The 14,116-nt window shown below is 70.3% G+C and carries 12 protein-coding genes; 8 read left to right on the forward strand and 4 right to left on the reverse strand.

Annotated features, from left to right (window positions below; all coding sequences use genetic code 11):
• Nucleotides 1–7 precede the first annotated feature (7 nt).
• Entirely contained in the window at nt 8–1,456 is a 1,449-nt protein-coding gene (locus tag QRN16_RS11505; RefSeq protein ID WP_037186160.1) for an adenylate/guanylate cyclase domain-containing protein, read from the reverse strand.
• A 103-nt stretch (nt 1,457–1,559) separates the two neighbouring features.
• Between QRN16_RS11505 and QRN16_RS11510 the strand changes: the two genes are divergently transcribed.
• The 5 genes from QRN16_RS11510 to QRN16_RS11530 all read left to right on the forward strand — a co-directional run bounded on the left by QRN16_RS11510 (nt 1,560) and on the right by QRN16_RS11530 (nt 7,102).
• A complete protein-coding gene (locus tag QRN16_RS11510) occupies nt 1,560–2,738 on the forward strand; it encodes an AI-2E family transporter (protein WP_285186774.1) in 1,179 nt (392 codons plus the stop codon).
• The gene (macS, locus tag QRN16_RS11515; protein WP_222632192.1) at nt 2,710–3,867 is read left to right on the forward strand and encodes a MacS family sensor histidine kinase; all 1,158 of its coding nucleotides are present in this window, start codon (nt 2,710–2,712) and stop codon (nt 3,865–3,867) included. Before QRN16_RS11510 ends, macS begins: the two co-directional genes overlap by 29 nt.
• The gene (locus QRN16_RS11520; protein WP_222646350.1) at nt 3,825–4,499 is read left to right on the forward strand and encodes a response regulator; all 675 of its coding nucleotides are present in this window, start codon (nt 3,825–3,827) and stop codon (nt 4,497–4,499) included. Before macS ends, QRN16_RS11520 begins: the two co-directional genes overlap by 43 nt.
• A gap of 28 nt (nt 4,500–4,527) precedes the next feature.
• On the forward strand, nt 4,528–5,184 hold the full coding sequence (locus QRN16_RS11525; protein ID WP_285186779.1) for a DUF1707 SHOCT-like domain-containing protein: 657 nt from the start codon (nt 4,528–4,530) through the stop codon (nt 5,182–5,184).
• A gap of 88 nt (nt 5,185–5,272) precedes the next feature.
• Complete coding sequence (locus QRN16_RS11530; protein WP_285186781.1) at nt 5,273–7,102, forward strand: DUF2339 domain-containing protein; 1,830 nt, start codon at nt 5,273–5,275, stop codon at nt 7,100–7,102.
• Here QRN16_RS11530 and QRN16_RS11535 read toward each other — a convergent pair.
• Genes QRN16_RS11535 through trmB form a run of 3 tightly spaced genes read right to left on the reverse strand, consistent with a single transcriptional unit; the run spans nt 7,062 to nt 11,635 of the window.
• Nucleotides 7,062–10,109, reverse strand: coding sequence for an MMPL family transporter (locus QRN16_RS11535; protein WP_285186783.1), 3,048 nt, complete (start codon nt 10,107–10,109; stop codon nt 7,062–7,064). The two genes, QRN16_RS11530 and QRN16_RS11535, sit on opposite strands and share 41 nt — an antisense overlap.
• Nucleotides 10,110–10,802, reverse strand: a complete 693-nt coding sequence (locus tag QRN16_RS11540; RefSeq protein ID WP_027506176.1) for an NYN domain-containing protein — start codon at nt 10,800–10,802, stop codon at nt 10,110–10,112. It lies immediately after the preceding gene.
• Nucleotides 10,799–11,635, reverse strand: a complete 837-nt coding sequence (gene trmB / locus QRN16_RS11545) for a tRNA (guanosine(46)-N7)-methyltransferase TrmB (RefSeq protein ID WP_231476385.1) — start codon at nt 11,633–11,635, stop codon at nt 10,799–10,801. Before trmB ends, QRN16_RS11540 begins: the two co-directional genes overlap by 4 nt.
• 132 nt (nt 11,636–11,767) lie before the next feature.
• Here trmB and QRN16_RS11550 point away from each other — a divergent pair, with 132 nt between their 5' ends.
• From QRN16_RS11550 to QRN16_RS11560, 3 genes are read left to right on the forward strand one after another with little or no spacing between them, the layout of a single operon-like run.
• The gene (locus tag QRN16_RS11550; protein WP_027506177.1) at nt 11,768–12,355 is read left to right on the forward strand and encodes a hypothetical protein; all 588 of its coding nucleotides are present in this window, start codon (nt 11,768–11,770) and stop codon (nt 12,353–12,355) included.
• On the forward strand, nt 12,352–13,731 hold the full coding sequence (locus QRN16_RS11555) for an amino acid adenylation domain-containing protein (protein WP_285186789.1): 1,380 nt from the start codon (nt 12,352–12,354) through the stop codon (nt 13,729–13,731). Before QRN16_RS11550 ends, QRN16_RS11555 begins: the two co-directional genes overlap by 4 nt.
• 1 nt (nt 13,732) lies before the next feature.
• Complete coding sequence (locus tag QRN16_RS11560; RefSeq protein ID WP_051613439.1) at nt 13,733–14,050, forward strand: DUF6802 family protein; 318 nt, start codon at nt 13,733–13,735, stop codon at nt 14,048–14,050.
• The last annotated feature ends 66 nt before the right edge of the window (nt 14,051–14,116 follow it).

The raw sequence follows: 14,116 nt of genomic DNA on the forward strand, positions 1-14,116 counted from the left end.
CCGACGATCAGCGCGGATAGTCGACCGGGGAGGCCAGGTGCGTCGCGCGCCGCCGTCCGCGCAGCTGCACCTTCTCGCCCAGTTCCCACTCGGACTGCTCGTCCTCGTCGGCGAAGTACAGTGCCGACGTCGACGCGAGAACCCGACTGGGAGTGAACTTCGCGAGTTCCGTCAGGCGCGACGCCTCGTTCACCGGATCACCGATGACGGTGTACTCGAAGCGTTCCTTGGCGCCGATGTTTCCCGCCACCGCCAGTCCGGCCGACACGCCGATGCCGATGTCGAGTCCGGCGATCTCGGTGAGCTCGCTGCGCAGTTCCCGCGCTGCGGACAGTGCCGCGGTGGGTGCGTCCGGGCGATCCAGGGGCGCGCCGAAGATGGCCAGCGCCGCGTCGCCCACGAACTTGTTGACGAAGCCGTGGTGCCGGTCGACCACGTCGACGACGACGCGGAAGAAGTCGTTGAGCAGGTCGACGACCTCGCCGGGCGGACGTTCGGAGGCGGCGGCCGTCGAGCCGACCATGTCGACGAACAGCACCGCGACGAATCGGGTCTCGCCGCCGAGCTCGGTGCCGAACTTGAGGGCGCGCCGCGCGACGTCCTCACCGACGTGCTGCCCGAACAGCTCGCGCAGGACTGCACGCTCCGACGCGTCGGCCATCATCCGGTTGAAGCCGACCTGCAGACGGCCGATCTCACTGCCGTCGAACACCTCGACCTGGACCTCGGTGTGGCCCTCCTGCACCTTCTCGATGGCGCGGCGCAGCTGACGGATGGGATCGGAGATCTGGCTGGCGGTGAGCATCGACAGACAGAACGCCTGGATGATCGCCAGCACGCAGAGCAGGCTGATGGCGATGGCCAGCGAGTCGGGGGAGAAGACCAGGTCGGTGGTCAGCTGGGTCGCGCACAGCAGCAGGATGCCGACGACGGGGATCAGTGTGCCCAGTCCCCACGTCATCGCCATGCGTGTACCCACACCGGGCGTCATCGTGCGGTCGAAACTGCCCTCGCTGAGCGCCTGCGCGGCGACGGGCCGGAGGATGCGTTCGCCCAGCATGTAGGTGAAGCCGAAGGTGATCGCCGCGGACATGGCGACCGTCACCGCGACGGCCACCGCGAGCGACGGCATCTCCGACGCGGTGAGCAGCATGAAGATGACGCCGCCCACGATCCAGAGCACCAGGTGCACGATGGCCTGGCGCAGCGGTGCGTGCAGGGCGGCCATCTGCTCCGATCGGCTGGGCGGTCCACCGCGGATCTGCCACCGCATGACACTGCGCAGCATGACGGCGGCGGTCGCGAGGCTGACGACGGCCGCGAAGAGCAGGTACGCCCCGAAGATGAAGACATTGCGCACCCGATCGACGACGATCGACTCGTTCTCGGGAATGGGCAGCCCGTACCGGACGAAGGCGAACACCAGGATCGCGCCGAGCAGATTGGCCAGGAGCATCGACGCGAGGTACAGCGGCCAGCGACTTCTCAGGGTCAACGAGACCGCACGTAGAAGCGTCAGCACGAGGTCAACTTACCGGGTGCTCGGTTAGGCTTCCTCGGTGACGGACGATCCGGCGGAGTCGGTACACCCTGTGGTACGCGTCGGAGCTGCGTGGACGTGGCGTCTGTTGGTGTTGTTCGCCGGTCTCGTGGTGATCGGCATGATCGTGCACCGGCTCGAGAGCGTCGTCGTCCCGGTGGCACTCGCCCTGCTGGCGTCGGCGCTGCTCTCCCCGCTCGTCGACTGGATGCAGCGGCGCGGAATCCCGCGCGTCGTCGCGGTCATCGTCTCGATCCTCGGCAGTCTCGGGCTGCTGGTGGGCATCCTGACGTTCGTCGTCGAGCAGTTCATCGAGGGCGTACCCGCCCTCACGGATCAGTTCACCGGCAGCGTCACCCAGATCCAGGACTGGCTGACGCAGGGGCCCCTGCACTTCAGCGAGGACCAGATCCGCAGTGCCGGCGACTCGGTGGTCCGGTCGGTGCAGTCGAATCAGGAAGCTCTCACCAGTGGCGCGTTGACCACCGCCGCGGTGATCGGCGAGATGCTCACCGGGGCTCTGCTCGTGCTCTTCACCCTCATCTTCTTCCTCTACGGCGGACAGCAGATCTGGGACTTCGTGTCCCGGATCGTCCCGACGCGGGCGCGCCGCCGCGTCCGGTTGGCAGGCAGCCAGGCGTTCGGCTCGCTGGTGGGGTACGTGCGCGCCACCGTCGCGGTCGCCGCCGTGGACGCCATCGGTATCGGCACGGGACTGGCGATCCTCGGTGTCCCGCTGGCTCTTCCGCTGGCGTCACTGGTGTTCATCGGAGCGTTCATTCCCATCGTGGGTGCGGTGCTCACCGGCTTCGTCGCGGTGCTCGTCGCCCTGGTGACCAAGGGATTCATCACGGCGCTCATCGCACTCGCGATCGTCATCGCCGTGATGCAGGTCGAAGGCCATGTGCTGCAACCACTCCTGCTCGGTCGCGCAGTCCGTGTGCATCCCCTGGCCGTGGTGCTCGCCATCGCCACCGGCATCGTCATGGCGGGCATCATCGGTGGCCTGCTCTCGGTGCCGCTCGTCGCGATGGCCAATACCGCTATCCGCTCACTGCTCGCCGACGATCCCGAGGAGGCGTACGAGGAGATCGCCGACACGGATCCGTCGGAACCGATGTTCCCGGCCGCGCCGAACAGTCCGCACCCCGAGAACCAGAAGCTGAGCCGTGGCGAGGTCGACGGTCCCGCGAGCTGACGCCACCGGTGTCGCGGAGGCACCGCTGTGGCGCGCCGCGGCAGCGTTCCGACTGGTCACCGTCCTGTACGTGGTCGGGTTCCAGTTGGTCGTCCAGGACCGGTACGACGCACCGCGCCTGAGCTGGCTGTTCGTCGTCGTCACCGTCATCTGGTCCGGAATCGCGGCCGTCGCGACCCTGACGACGCCCGCGCGGCGCCCCGTCGTCGTCGCCGACCAGATGATGACGCCGGCATTGATCTGCAGCACGCTGCTGGTGGCGAGTCCGGCATGGCGCCAGGACCACCAGGTGCTCCCGACGACGATTTGGGTGGCCAACGCCGTGATCGGTGCCGCCGTCCTGGGAGGCCCCCGAGCGGGGCTCGCCTCGGCGGCGGTGATGACCGCCGCCATCGCCGTGGTGCGCGGCACCGTCGACGGCGAGTTGTGGCGCGACTCGACCGGGCCCGTGCTGTTGTCCGTCGGTCTGGCACTGGGGCTCGCGGCGCGGACGGCTCGCCTCGCACGCAGCCGCCTGGACGAGGCGGTGGCCCTGGCCGCGGCGACCGCGGAACGCGAGCGCCTGGCCCGCGAGGTGCACGACGGTGTGCTGCAGGTGCTGGCCATGGTCAGTCGTCGCGGCCACGAGATCGGCGGCGCAGCAGCAGAACTGGCAGATCTCGCCGGCAGCCAGGAGGCTGCGCTCCGCGCCCTGCTGTCCGGGTCGGCCACCGGGCGTACCGACGGCACTGCCGACCTGGCCGCGCTGGTGCGCGCTGCGGTGGGCACGCGCGCCGTGGTCTCGGCGCCGTCCGAGGCCGTCGTTCTCCGGGCGTCGGCCGCGTCGGAGCTCGCGGCCGCGACGCTCGCCGCCGTCGACAACGCGCATCGACACGGCGGGTCCGACGTCCACGTGTTCGTGCTGGTGGAGGACTTGGGGGACGAGGTGATGGTGACGGTGCGCGACGACGGAGCAGGAATGGCACCCGGCCGTCTCGACGAGGCGCGTGCGGAGGGACGGCTCGGCGTCTCCGGCTCGATCGTGGGCCGGACGGCAGCCATCGGTGGGCGTGCGAGGGTGGACAGCAGGCCAGGAGAGGGAACGGAATGGGAACTGACGCTGCCACGGACAGCGCCGACGCCTCGGTGACGGTGATGGTCGTCGACGACCACCCGATGTGGCGTGACGGAGTGGCGCGGGACCTCGACGCGCGGGGCTTCCGTGTGGTGGCCACCGCCGACGGAGTCCGCTCGGCCACCGCGCGTGCGCGGGCGACGTCGCCGCAGGTGGTCGTCATGGACATGGACCTCGGAGACGGAACCGGAGCCGAGGGCACCGCGTCGGTGCTGGCGGTCTCGCCCGACAGTCGGGTACTGGTGCTCTCCGCGTCCGCCGAACGGGACGACGTGCTCGGCGCGGTCAAGGCTGGGGCGACCGGCTACCTCGTGAAGAGCGCCTCCATCGACGATCTGGTGTCCGCCGTACAGGCGACGAGTCGCGGCGATGCGGTGTTCACGCCCGGACTGGCCGGGCTGGTGCTCGGGGAGTACCGGCGCATGGCAGCCGCCCCCACGGCTGCGGAACCGCCTCCCGTGCTGACCGAGCGCGAGACGGAGGTGTTGCGCATGGTCGCGAAAGGGTTGAGCGCCAAGCAGATCGGCACTCGGCTCGGTATCAGTCATCGCACCGTCGAGAACCACGTGCAGGCGACCCTGCGCAAGCTGCACCTCGCGAATCGTGTCGAACTCACCCGGTGGGCGCTCGAGCAGGGGCTGCAGTGACGGCGTCGTGTTCACTACTCTGGTCGCCATGACCGGAGACGGCACCGACCCCAGGAACATGCGCGTGAGCGACGCCGAACGAGAGCACGTGGGCGGCCTGCTCCAACGCGCCGTCGGACAGGGGATGCTGTCGCTCGGCGAGTTCACCGAGCGGATGGACTCGGTACTGGCGGCCAAGACGCGCGGTGAGCTCAACGCGGTGCTGGTCGACCTGCCGGGCATGACACTGCAGGGCGGCCCACCCCAGCAGGCCGGGCCGCTCGCCGTGGTCCCGAGCGACGCGCTGACGTCGGCACCCGGACACCCGGCCACCGACGGTGCACCCGTGGACATCCGAGCCACGATGTCGACGGTCACCCGTTCCGGTACCTGGACCGCGCCGTCGGCCATCCGGGTCGCGTCGAAGATGGCCACGGTGACCCTCGACTTCAGTTCCGCGGTTCTGACCTCGCGCGAGGTGCGGATCGACGTGGACGACTACTGCAGCACCATCACCGTCGTGGTGCCCGAGGGTGCGTCGGTGGATCTCGACGGCCTCGACACCATGGGCGGCAGTGCGACCAACAAGGTGCGCAGCCGGCCTGTCGAAGGTGGACTGCACGTCGTCGTGCGCGGACGCATCCGCTTCGGATCCGTCACGGCCAAGCACCCGTTCGGGACGTCCATCAAGCGCATGTTCGGGTAGGAACTGCACCCTCGGCTGAGTAGAACGGCGTCGGACTCGAGTAGTTTCCCGTGTTCCCCCGGTCCGCCCCGGCCAGCACGATCGAGGTATGACCACTCCCTCGATAGATCCGCGACTCGTGCACGTGTTGTCCGGTGAGGTTGCCTCCCTGCAGCAGCATCTCGCCCGCGTCGGCCACGACCTGGGTCTCCTCCGACAGCAGCTCGACGGTCCGCCGATGCAGGCCCCGCTGCAGGCGCCCCCGCAGCAGCACCCCGTCTCGAGGCCACAGGTGCAGAGTCCTCCGGTGTCGACTCCCCCGGTACGGCCGATCCCGCGCCCGATGCCCACGCCTCGCCGTGACACCACCCCGTGGTGGCAACGCGACGGTGTCGTCAGTCGTGTGCTCGCCGCCGCGGGCGCTGCGGTGACCGTCATCGGTGTCGTGATGCTGGTGGTGCTCGCGGCGCAGTCGGGCTGGTTCGGGCCCGGTCCTCGTGTCGCCGCGGGTGCGCTGCTGTCCGGAGCGCTCGTCGCCGCCGCGCACCGTGTGGTCGCCCGACCCGGTGGCCGCGTCGGCGCCGTCGCACTCGCCGCGACGGGATTCGCCGGGCTGTATCTCGACCTCGCCGCCGTCACCGCGCTGTACGGGTGGGTGCATCCCGTCGTCGGGCTCGTGGTGGGACTCGGTGTCGCCGCGCTCGGAGTCGCGGTCGCACTGCGCTGGTCGTCGCAGTCACTCGCGGTGATGGTCGTGGCCGGCATCGCGACACTGGCACCCGTCGTCACGGGCGGCATCACGCCGGCACTCCTCGCATTCCTGGTGGTCGTGCAGATCGCCGCCTCGCCGGTCGACGTCCGCGAACAGTGGGTCTGGTTGCGCGTCGTCCGCACCGTCCCGGTCGTCGGAGCGGTGCTGCTCGCCGGGCTGCTCGCCCACGTGGAGACGGTCCCGACCGCCGATCTGCTGCCGCTGCTCGTCGTCGCGGGACTGTCCTTCGGCACCGCTGTCGTCGCCTGGTGGACCACCCTCGCCCACCGCGCCGTGGACCCGGCGTCGCTCGCCTCGATCGCGGCCACCGCCGCCGCGGTCCTCGTCACCGTGACGCTGTTCTCTCGCCCCGTCGCCGGCGGCGTCGACGCTGCGGTCGCGCTCGCCCTGGTGGCGATCCTGGTCGCTCGACGCGAGCTGGTCACCACGGTTCGTCTGGTGCTCACAGCGACGGCTTCGGTGGCGGTGGCGTCGGCGCTGGTGACGGGCACGGCCGATCAGGTCCGCATTCTCGCCCTGCTGCTGGTCGCCACCACGGCGCTTCTCGTCGGCGCCCGGACCCGCTCGGGTGTGTCGGCCGCAGCCGGCGCGTTCTTCGCCCTCCTCGGAACCAGCGCACACTCGCAGATCACCTCGGTCGACTCGCTGAGCAGCCCCGTTCGCGCGCTCGACTCCGGCTGGGCCTCGGTGCCCGCGTCGGTCGCCATGATCGCGATGGCTGTGGCGGGAGTGCTCGCGGCACTGCGCACCATCGGGGACGCGACTCTCCGAACCCTCGCCGCCGGCCTGGCGGGAGTCGCCGGCCTCTTCGGTGCGACGGCGGTGTGCGTCATCACCGGCATCGAGATCGGCGGCCGCACCGGGTTCCTCGTCGGCCACGGCGCAGCGACCATCGTGTGGATGACCGTCGCCGTCGCACTGCTGATGCGTGGTCTGTCCGACGCCACCGGTACCCGCGCGGTCCTCGCCGCTGGTCTGACCGTGGCGGCCTCGGCCATCGCCAAGCTGTTCCTGTTCGACCTCAGCGCACTCGGTGGACTGCCCCGCGCCGCAGCGTTCCTGGTGGTGGGAGTGATGCTGCTCGGTATCGGCACCCGCTACGCGAGGTCGTTCGCGGACCGCGCCGTCACTGCCGACGCTGGCGGGCCAGCAACTCGCTCACACTGATGGCACCGGACTGACCGTGGTGACGACCGCCCGACTCGTCGTCCCCGTCCCGAGCCCGCCGGCGACCCGATGTGGTCGTCGGCGGTGTCTCGTCGGGCTCGGGGACCTCGGGCGTGGAGGGGTTGTGGGTCTCGGGCTCGGGTGCCGGCCGATCCTCGCGCTCGGGCATGCGCAGACCGGCGATCCAGGAATCGACCTCGGCGCTGGTGCGCGAGCCGTTCCCGTGGGGCCCTCCGTTCCCGGTGCCGTTCCCGTTGCCGTTGGAGTGGCCGTTCCCGTTGCTGTCGCCGTTGCGGGGCCGATCGACATCGATGCCGTCGCCCGAGACCGAGCCGTACCGGAACGACGTGGTCTCGTGCCCGTTCGAGCCGTTCGAGCCGTTCGAACGCTGAGCGACCGACGGCGCGCGGAGTTCGGCGAGCCAGCTCTCGATGGGGCGCGGGGCGGGTGCGCCGTTCCGCGGTGCCGGCTCGGCCGACGTCGGCTCGGGACCGGCCGTCGGACGACTCTGCTGATCGTCGGAGGCCCGGGCGGGTCGGGTCTCCGCCGGGCGTGCGACCCGAATCTCCTCCGCGGGCGCGGGTGCGACGGGAGGTGCCGTGGGTTCGACGGCGCGCGGTGCGACGGGCTCCGGCGCGGCGGGCTGCTGCACCGGGGGTTCCTGCACAGCGGGCTTCTGCACGCGCTCGGGAGCCGGACGCGGGGCGACGGGCCGGGGACGATCGGGTGCGACGCGCTCGGGCATTGCACGAGCGGCCGACGGGCCGCTCTGCATGACCCGCGGAATCGGCTGGGTGAGCGGTTCCCGCGTCCGCGCCGGGAGCGGTGCGGACCCGATCGCGACGAGCTCGGGGACATCGGTGGGCATCATCTCGGCGTCGAGGATCGGCTCGCCGAGCCCCAGCTTCTGCTGGATGCGCTTCATCCACTGCGGCGCCCACCAGCAGTCGTCGCCGAGCAGCTTCATCGTCGCCGGGACCAGGAACATGCGGATCAACGTCGCGTCGATGATGAGCGCGGCGATCATGCCGTAGGCGATGTACTTCATCATCACCAGCTCGGAGAAGGCGAAGGCGCCCGTGACGACGATGAGGATCAGTGCGGCCGCGGTGATGATGCGACCGGTGTGCGAGGTACCGACGCGAATGGCCTCGGTCGTACTGGCTCCGCGGGCTCGTGCCTCCACCATGCGGGAGAGCAGGAACACCTCGTAGTCCGTCGACAACCCGAAGATGATCGCGATGATCAGCACCAGGACCGGGGCCATGATCGGCCCGGGAGTGAAGTTCAGCAGACCCGCGCCGTTGCCGTCGACGAAGATGAACGTGAGGATGCCGAGCGTCGCGCCGAGGCCCAGCGTGGTCATCAGGATGGCCTTGAGGGGGAGCACCAGCGACCCGAACGTGAGGAACATCAGCAGCGTCGTGACCAGCACGACGAGCGTCGCCATGAGGGGTAGTCGGTCCACGAGCGCCGCGATCGAGTCCTGCTCGATGGCGGGCGTGCCGCCGACCGACAGGGTCACCCCGTCGGGAACGTCGATGGAGCGGATGTAGTCGATGGCCGGCGACGACACGTTGCGGTCGACCAGGCCCGCCTTGAGCACGGCGACACCGTTCTCGTTGCGCTCGATGGAGAACCGTTCGACGAGCCCGGGAGCGTTGGACGCCTCGCGCAGGACCGTGCCCAACTGCGGACCCTCCGCGTTCTCGAGCACGATCTTGAGCGGCTCGGTGCGGTAGGACGGGAAGTTCTCGTCGAACACGTTCTGGGCGACACGGGTGGGGTTGTCCGGCGGCAGGTACGTCTCGTTGATGCCGCCGAACTTGATGGCACCGACCGGCAGCGTGAGGATCAGCAGGCCCAGGACGATGGGCACGCACACCTTGAGCGGGTTCCGCATGACCCAGCGCGTGAGCTTGCCCCACGGCCCGGACTCGATCTCCTCGGTCGTCTTGGTCTTGCGCATGCTCTTCAGTCCGAGAGCGTCGATGCGCGGGCCGAGGATCGACAGGATCGCCGGGAGAATGGTGATGGCGGTCAGGGCCGCCAGCGCGACGGTGGCGATCGCACCGAACGCGACGGACTTGAGGAAGCCCTGCGGGAAGAGCAGCAGACCGCCGAGGCTCGCGACGATCATCGTCGCCGAGAAGACGACCGTGCGGCCCGCGGTCATGACGGAGCGTTGCACGGCCTGCTGTGTCGTGCGGCCGTCGGCCAGTTCCTCTCGGAACCGGCTGACGATGAACAGCGCGTAGTCGATGGCCAACCCGAGACCGATGAGCGAGACGACGGGCGCGACGAAGCTGTTGACCTCGACGAAATTGGTGAACAGCCGGACCATGCCGTTGGCCGCGACCACGGTGAGACCACCGATGATCAGTGGCAACGCCGCAGCCACGACGCCGCCGAACACGAAGAACAGGAGCACGCCCACCACGGGGATGGCGAGGATCTCCATGCGCTTGATGTCGCCGGCCATGGTGTCGTTCAGCGCGTTCGCGATGGGCTGGAGGCCGGCGAGCTGCACGTCGACGCCGTCGATGGCGAACGCGTCCTTCACGTCACGGAAGTTGTTGGTCAGTTCCGTGTCGTTCGCGCCGGCGATCGCGAACGTGGCGATCGCCTTCGTCTTGTCGGGCGAGGCCAGCGCGGGGAGCCGCTGCTGGAAGTAGTTGATGTTGATCTTCGAGATCTTGTCCGAGTGCGCCGCCATCATGGCGTCCTGACCAGCGGTGACGGTCTGCTGGAACGCCGGGTCGTCGACCGTCGATCCCTCGGGTGCGGTGTAGAGGGCGACGACGTCGCCGGTGCTGTCGCGACCGAAGGTGCCGTCCGCGGTGACGGCGGCGTGCACCGACTCCGAGTTCGGGTCGTCCCAGCCGCTCTGACTCAGGTGATCGTTGAGGCTGAGTCCGTACGCGGCGAGGCCCAGCAGGAACGCGACCATCACACCGATGACGGTGAACCGTGATCGGTGAACCAGATCTCCCCAGCGAGAAAACACTCAGGACACTCCTTGACGCCCGACGAGCAGGGCGGACAGCGGACGGAACGGCTGCAGCCAGGCGCCCTCGTCCGGAAGGGACTCGAGGCTGACCCGCGGCAGTGGTTCGCGGAACACACCGGGGATGTCCTCGAGATCCAGGAACTCGAGAGTCTCCGACGTGACGGCCCAACTGGCGTGTTCACGGAACCCGAGGATCTGAACGGGCACACCCGTTGCCGCGATGGCTTCGAGTGGGAGCCGGAAGGCCTGGCCGTCCGCGGACGCGACCACCACTCCCGCGAGACCGTGGTCCCGTGAGCGGAGCTCGATGTGATCGAGCATGTCGGAGTCGACGTCGCTGTCCTCGTCGATCTTCGGCTTGGCGAAGACCGCGAAGCCCACGTTACGCAAGGCCTCGACCCAGGGACGAACGACGTCGGCGCTGCCCTGGGCGATGTTCGTGAAGACGGTGGCCTCGGGTTCGAGGCTCGCGGTCTGGTGCGCGGAGAGCTGGGCGGTGCGGCCGAGCAGCCATCGGCCCAGCGCATCGAAGCGCGGGCGGTAGGCGGCGGTGGGTCGTCCGCCCAGGATGGCGCCGAGGCCCATGTCCAGATTGGGCGCATCCCAGACGAGCAGGACCTTCTTGGTATGGCGAGAATCACCGGCGCCGTCGAGCACGGCCGTGTCCGTGTTCTGTTCGTCCACGCTCATCGGAGTGGGTTCTCGCTCTCTCGTCGCGTGATCGTCGCCGCAGCGACGTCGGTCGCTCCGGTGGATGGCCTGCCCCAGACGAACTCGCTCGTCGGCCTGCCGACCTGCTGGGCCTTGCCCTCGAACTTCGTCACCGGACGGTCGACGGACAGGGAGGACCCCTCGACGGTACGTCGTTCGGCATCGAACGGCAGCCGCGTCAGAGCGGGCTCCGCGTCACCGACTTCCTCGATCCACTCCGCGTAGTCGGCGTGGTCGGTGGCGACGTGGAGAATGCCGCCGGGCTCGAGACGGTCCGCCACCAGGGCGAATGTGGCGGCCTTCAGCAGTCGGCGCTTGTGGTGCCGGGCCTTGGGCCAGGGGTCGGGGAAGAAGACTCGGACGCCGGCGAGCGAACCGGGAGCGACCATGTTCTCGAGCACGTCGGCAGCGTCGCCCCGCAGAATGCGCAGGTTGGAGAGACCTTCTCGCTCGATCCCCTGGACCGTCTGCGCGATTCCCGGTCGGTAGACCTCGACGGCGACGAGGTTCACGTGCGGTTCGGCGGCCGCCATCGCGAGCGCGGCGGTGCCGGTCCCGGAGCCGATCTCGAGAACCACCGGGGCGGTCCGGCCGAACCACGACGCGGCGTCGAGCGGCTCGTCGGCCACCTCGCGGCCGATGCCGGGCCACATCCGGTCCCACGAGGCCTGCTGCGGTTCGGTGAGCGCGCCGCGTCGGGACCGGAAACTGGTCACCCGGGGATACAGCCGGGAACCGCCGGACCGGCTCTCGTCGGCACCGTCGGACAGGCCGTTCTCGGGCGCTGCGTCCACGGCACGGGGGTCGGTCATCCTGTCATTGTCTCCCATGGACGCATTTCGTGACAGCAGGGTCTCGACTTCAGGTCGAGACTCTGGCCTACCGACACCGGGATCGGCGTGTGAGAATCGCCCCGTCGCATCTGCAGAATCGGGGGATCACGGATGCCGGGGACCGAGTCGAGCGCGCTGCACCGCGCGGTGACCGAGCTGGAACGCAGCGTCGACGACGCCGCTCTGCGGGCGGTGATCGAGCGATGGCGTTCCCCGGTGCGTCTCGCCGTCGCGGGACGCCCCGGTGCGGGCAAGTCCCGCGTCGTCACGGCGCTGGTCCTTCCCGAGGCGGCCGAGGTGCACGGGGTGGACGCCCCCGACCTTCCTCCTCCCGTCCTGGACCACGACGTTCTCGCGCTCGTCGTCGCTCGGACCGTGAGCGCCGCGGACCTCGAGGTGGTGGCGGCACGGCCCGGCGGTGACACCCTCGTGGTCCTCGGGCGCACCGACCTCCCGATCGACGCGGACGCCGTCGCCGCGGTGCTGCCGGCCGGGATGCCCGTGATCGGCGTGGACGACGTCGACACGCTCACCCGTGCCTGGGCGACGGCGGTGTCGCGCGCGGCGAGGTGCCGCGACATCGCCCTGCTCGCCGCGGTCGAGACGGTGGCCGCTCGGAGTGCGCTCGGAAGGTCGTCGATCGAGACGTTTCTGCGCGCCCCCGAGGTGGCTCACGTCCGGAGCGGTGCACGCGCGTGAGTCTCGACCTGCCCGCCGACGCGGCCCGAGTGGTGCGGACGTGGAGTCCCGACTCCCTGAGTCGGCTGGGGCGAGGACCCGCACCGGCGCGCACCGTCGCCGTTCTCGCGGCACCGGGTCTCGACCAGGAGGCGGTCGGTGCGGTGGTGACCTCCGCGGGATGGTCCGTCCGTCCCGTCTGCGCGGCCTCGGCCGTGCTCGTCCTGGTGGATCCCGCCCTGCCGCCGGGCGGTGCCCTCGTCCGGGCGGCGCGGTCGATCCCGGCCGATCTTCCGGTGGTGCTCCGGATCGCCGCCGGACCGGACGACGCGCGGCGCGTCCTCGCCCGATGGGCGGCGTCGGTCCCGCGCGCCGACGCGGTGGTGCTGTGCGGTCCCGACGACGATGCAATCCTGGACGCGCTCGCTCGGGCAGCGGACCGGGTGGACCCGGCAGAGGCGGAGCGGACGGCGGTGGACCGTGCGCTGGCCGAGGCCCGCACGGCACTGACAGCGGCGGCCCGACGCGACACGGGCAGCGCGGACCTCGCCGACGCGCGGGAACGCCGGCGCCGGGCCGCGTCGATCGCGACGGACGACGGACTGCTCCTCCGGCGGTCGACGGCCGAGCTGCGCCTCGATCTCGCCCACCGGGTCGGCGTGCATCGGCGGGAGACGGGCGCGCGGGTCGCCGCTGCCGTCGGGGACGCGAGCTTCGCCGACCTCCGACGCCTTCCGTCCGTGGTCGCCGCGGAGATCGATGCGGCGACGGGTCGGCTCGCGGACGAGGTGACCACCGCGCTGACCGCGGTCGGCGCCGTGGACTCCGCACCCCCGGTCGAACGCGCGTCGACGACCCACCAACCGCCCCCGTCGGCCGGGTGGGGAGTCGACGACGTGTTGGCGGGTGTCGTCGGTGCCTCGGCGGGTGCAGGGGTGGGGCGGGTGGCGGTGTGGGCGGCCTCCCTCGGCGGCACGTCGGCCGGGTTCGTGACCGTGCTCTGCGCCGCGATGATGGCCGCCGCGGTGGTGCGGACGAGGCTGCTCTCGACGCGCCGCGCGCGCCTGCGCCGATGGGCTGCGGACGTGGTGGCCGATGCCGCCTCCGGCTGGGAACGGGACACCGCGTCCCGTCTCGTGATCGCCGACTCGTGGCTGACCGCGAGACTGTCGGCGCAGGTCAGAGACGCCTCCGCCCGGCGGAACGCGCTGATCGCGGAGATCGACGGCGAGATCCGAGACATCACGTCCCGAGCTGCCTCGCGGGCGGCCGCCTATCAACGGGATCTCGACGTGCTGGACCGCGTCGCCCTCACTTTCGGGCGGCGGGGAACCGTCTCTTCGCTGGATGCGTCCAAGCACGAGGTAGGAACGACAGCGAGGAACACGGGGGACTGAGATGGCCGAGTGGTCGGGATCGTTCGACCCGGACGGGCCGGGTGTCGCGGACGACGGGTTCGACCCCGCCCTCGATCTCGACGGGGACGGCACCGCCGACACGGCGGTGTTGCACGGAGGTCTGTCCGACGTCCACGCGTCGGCATTCCATCGGAGTGCGACGGAGATGACGGTTCTCAGCGATCTCGACGGTGACGGCGACGTCGACCGTGCGACGGTCTTCGAGGCCGACGGCGACTACACCGTGTGGGTGTCCTCCACCGACCTCGCGGACGGTCCCGACGCCGTCTGGCGTGCGTCCGAGCGCGGGTCGCTGTGACGCGATAGACACCAAATGTCCTGACATAGTGCGCTTTACGGCCAGGTCACTGAATCGGTTTTGTGA

The sequence above is a fragment of the Rhodococcus sp. MEB041 genome, assembly GCF_030208955.1.
In the GTDB taxonomy this organism is placed as follows: domain Bacteria; phylum Actinomycetota; class Actinomycetes; order Mycobacteriales; family Mycobacteriaceae; genus Rhodococcoides.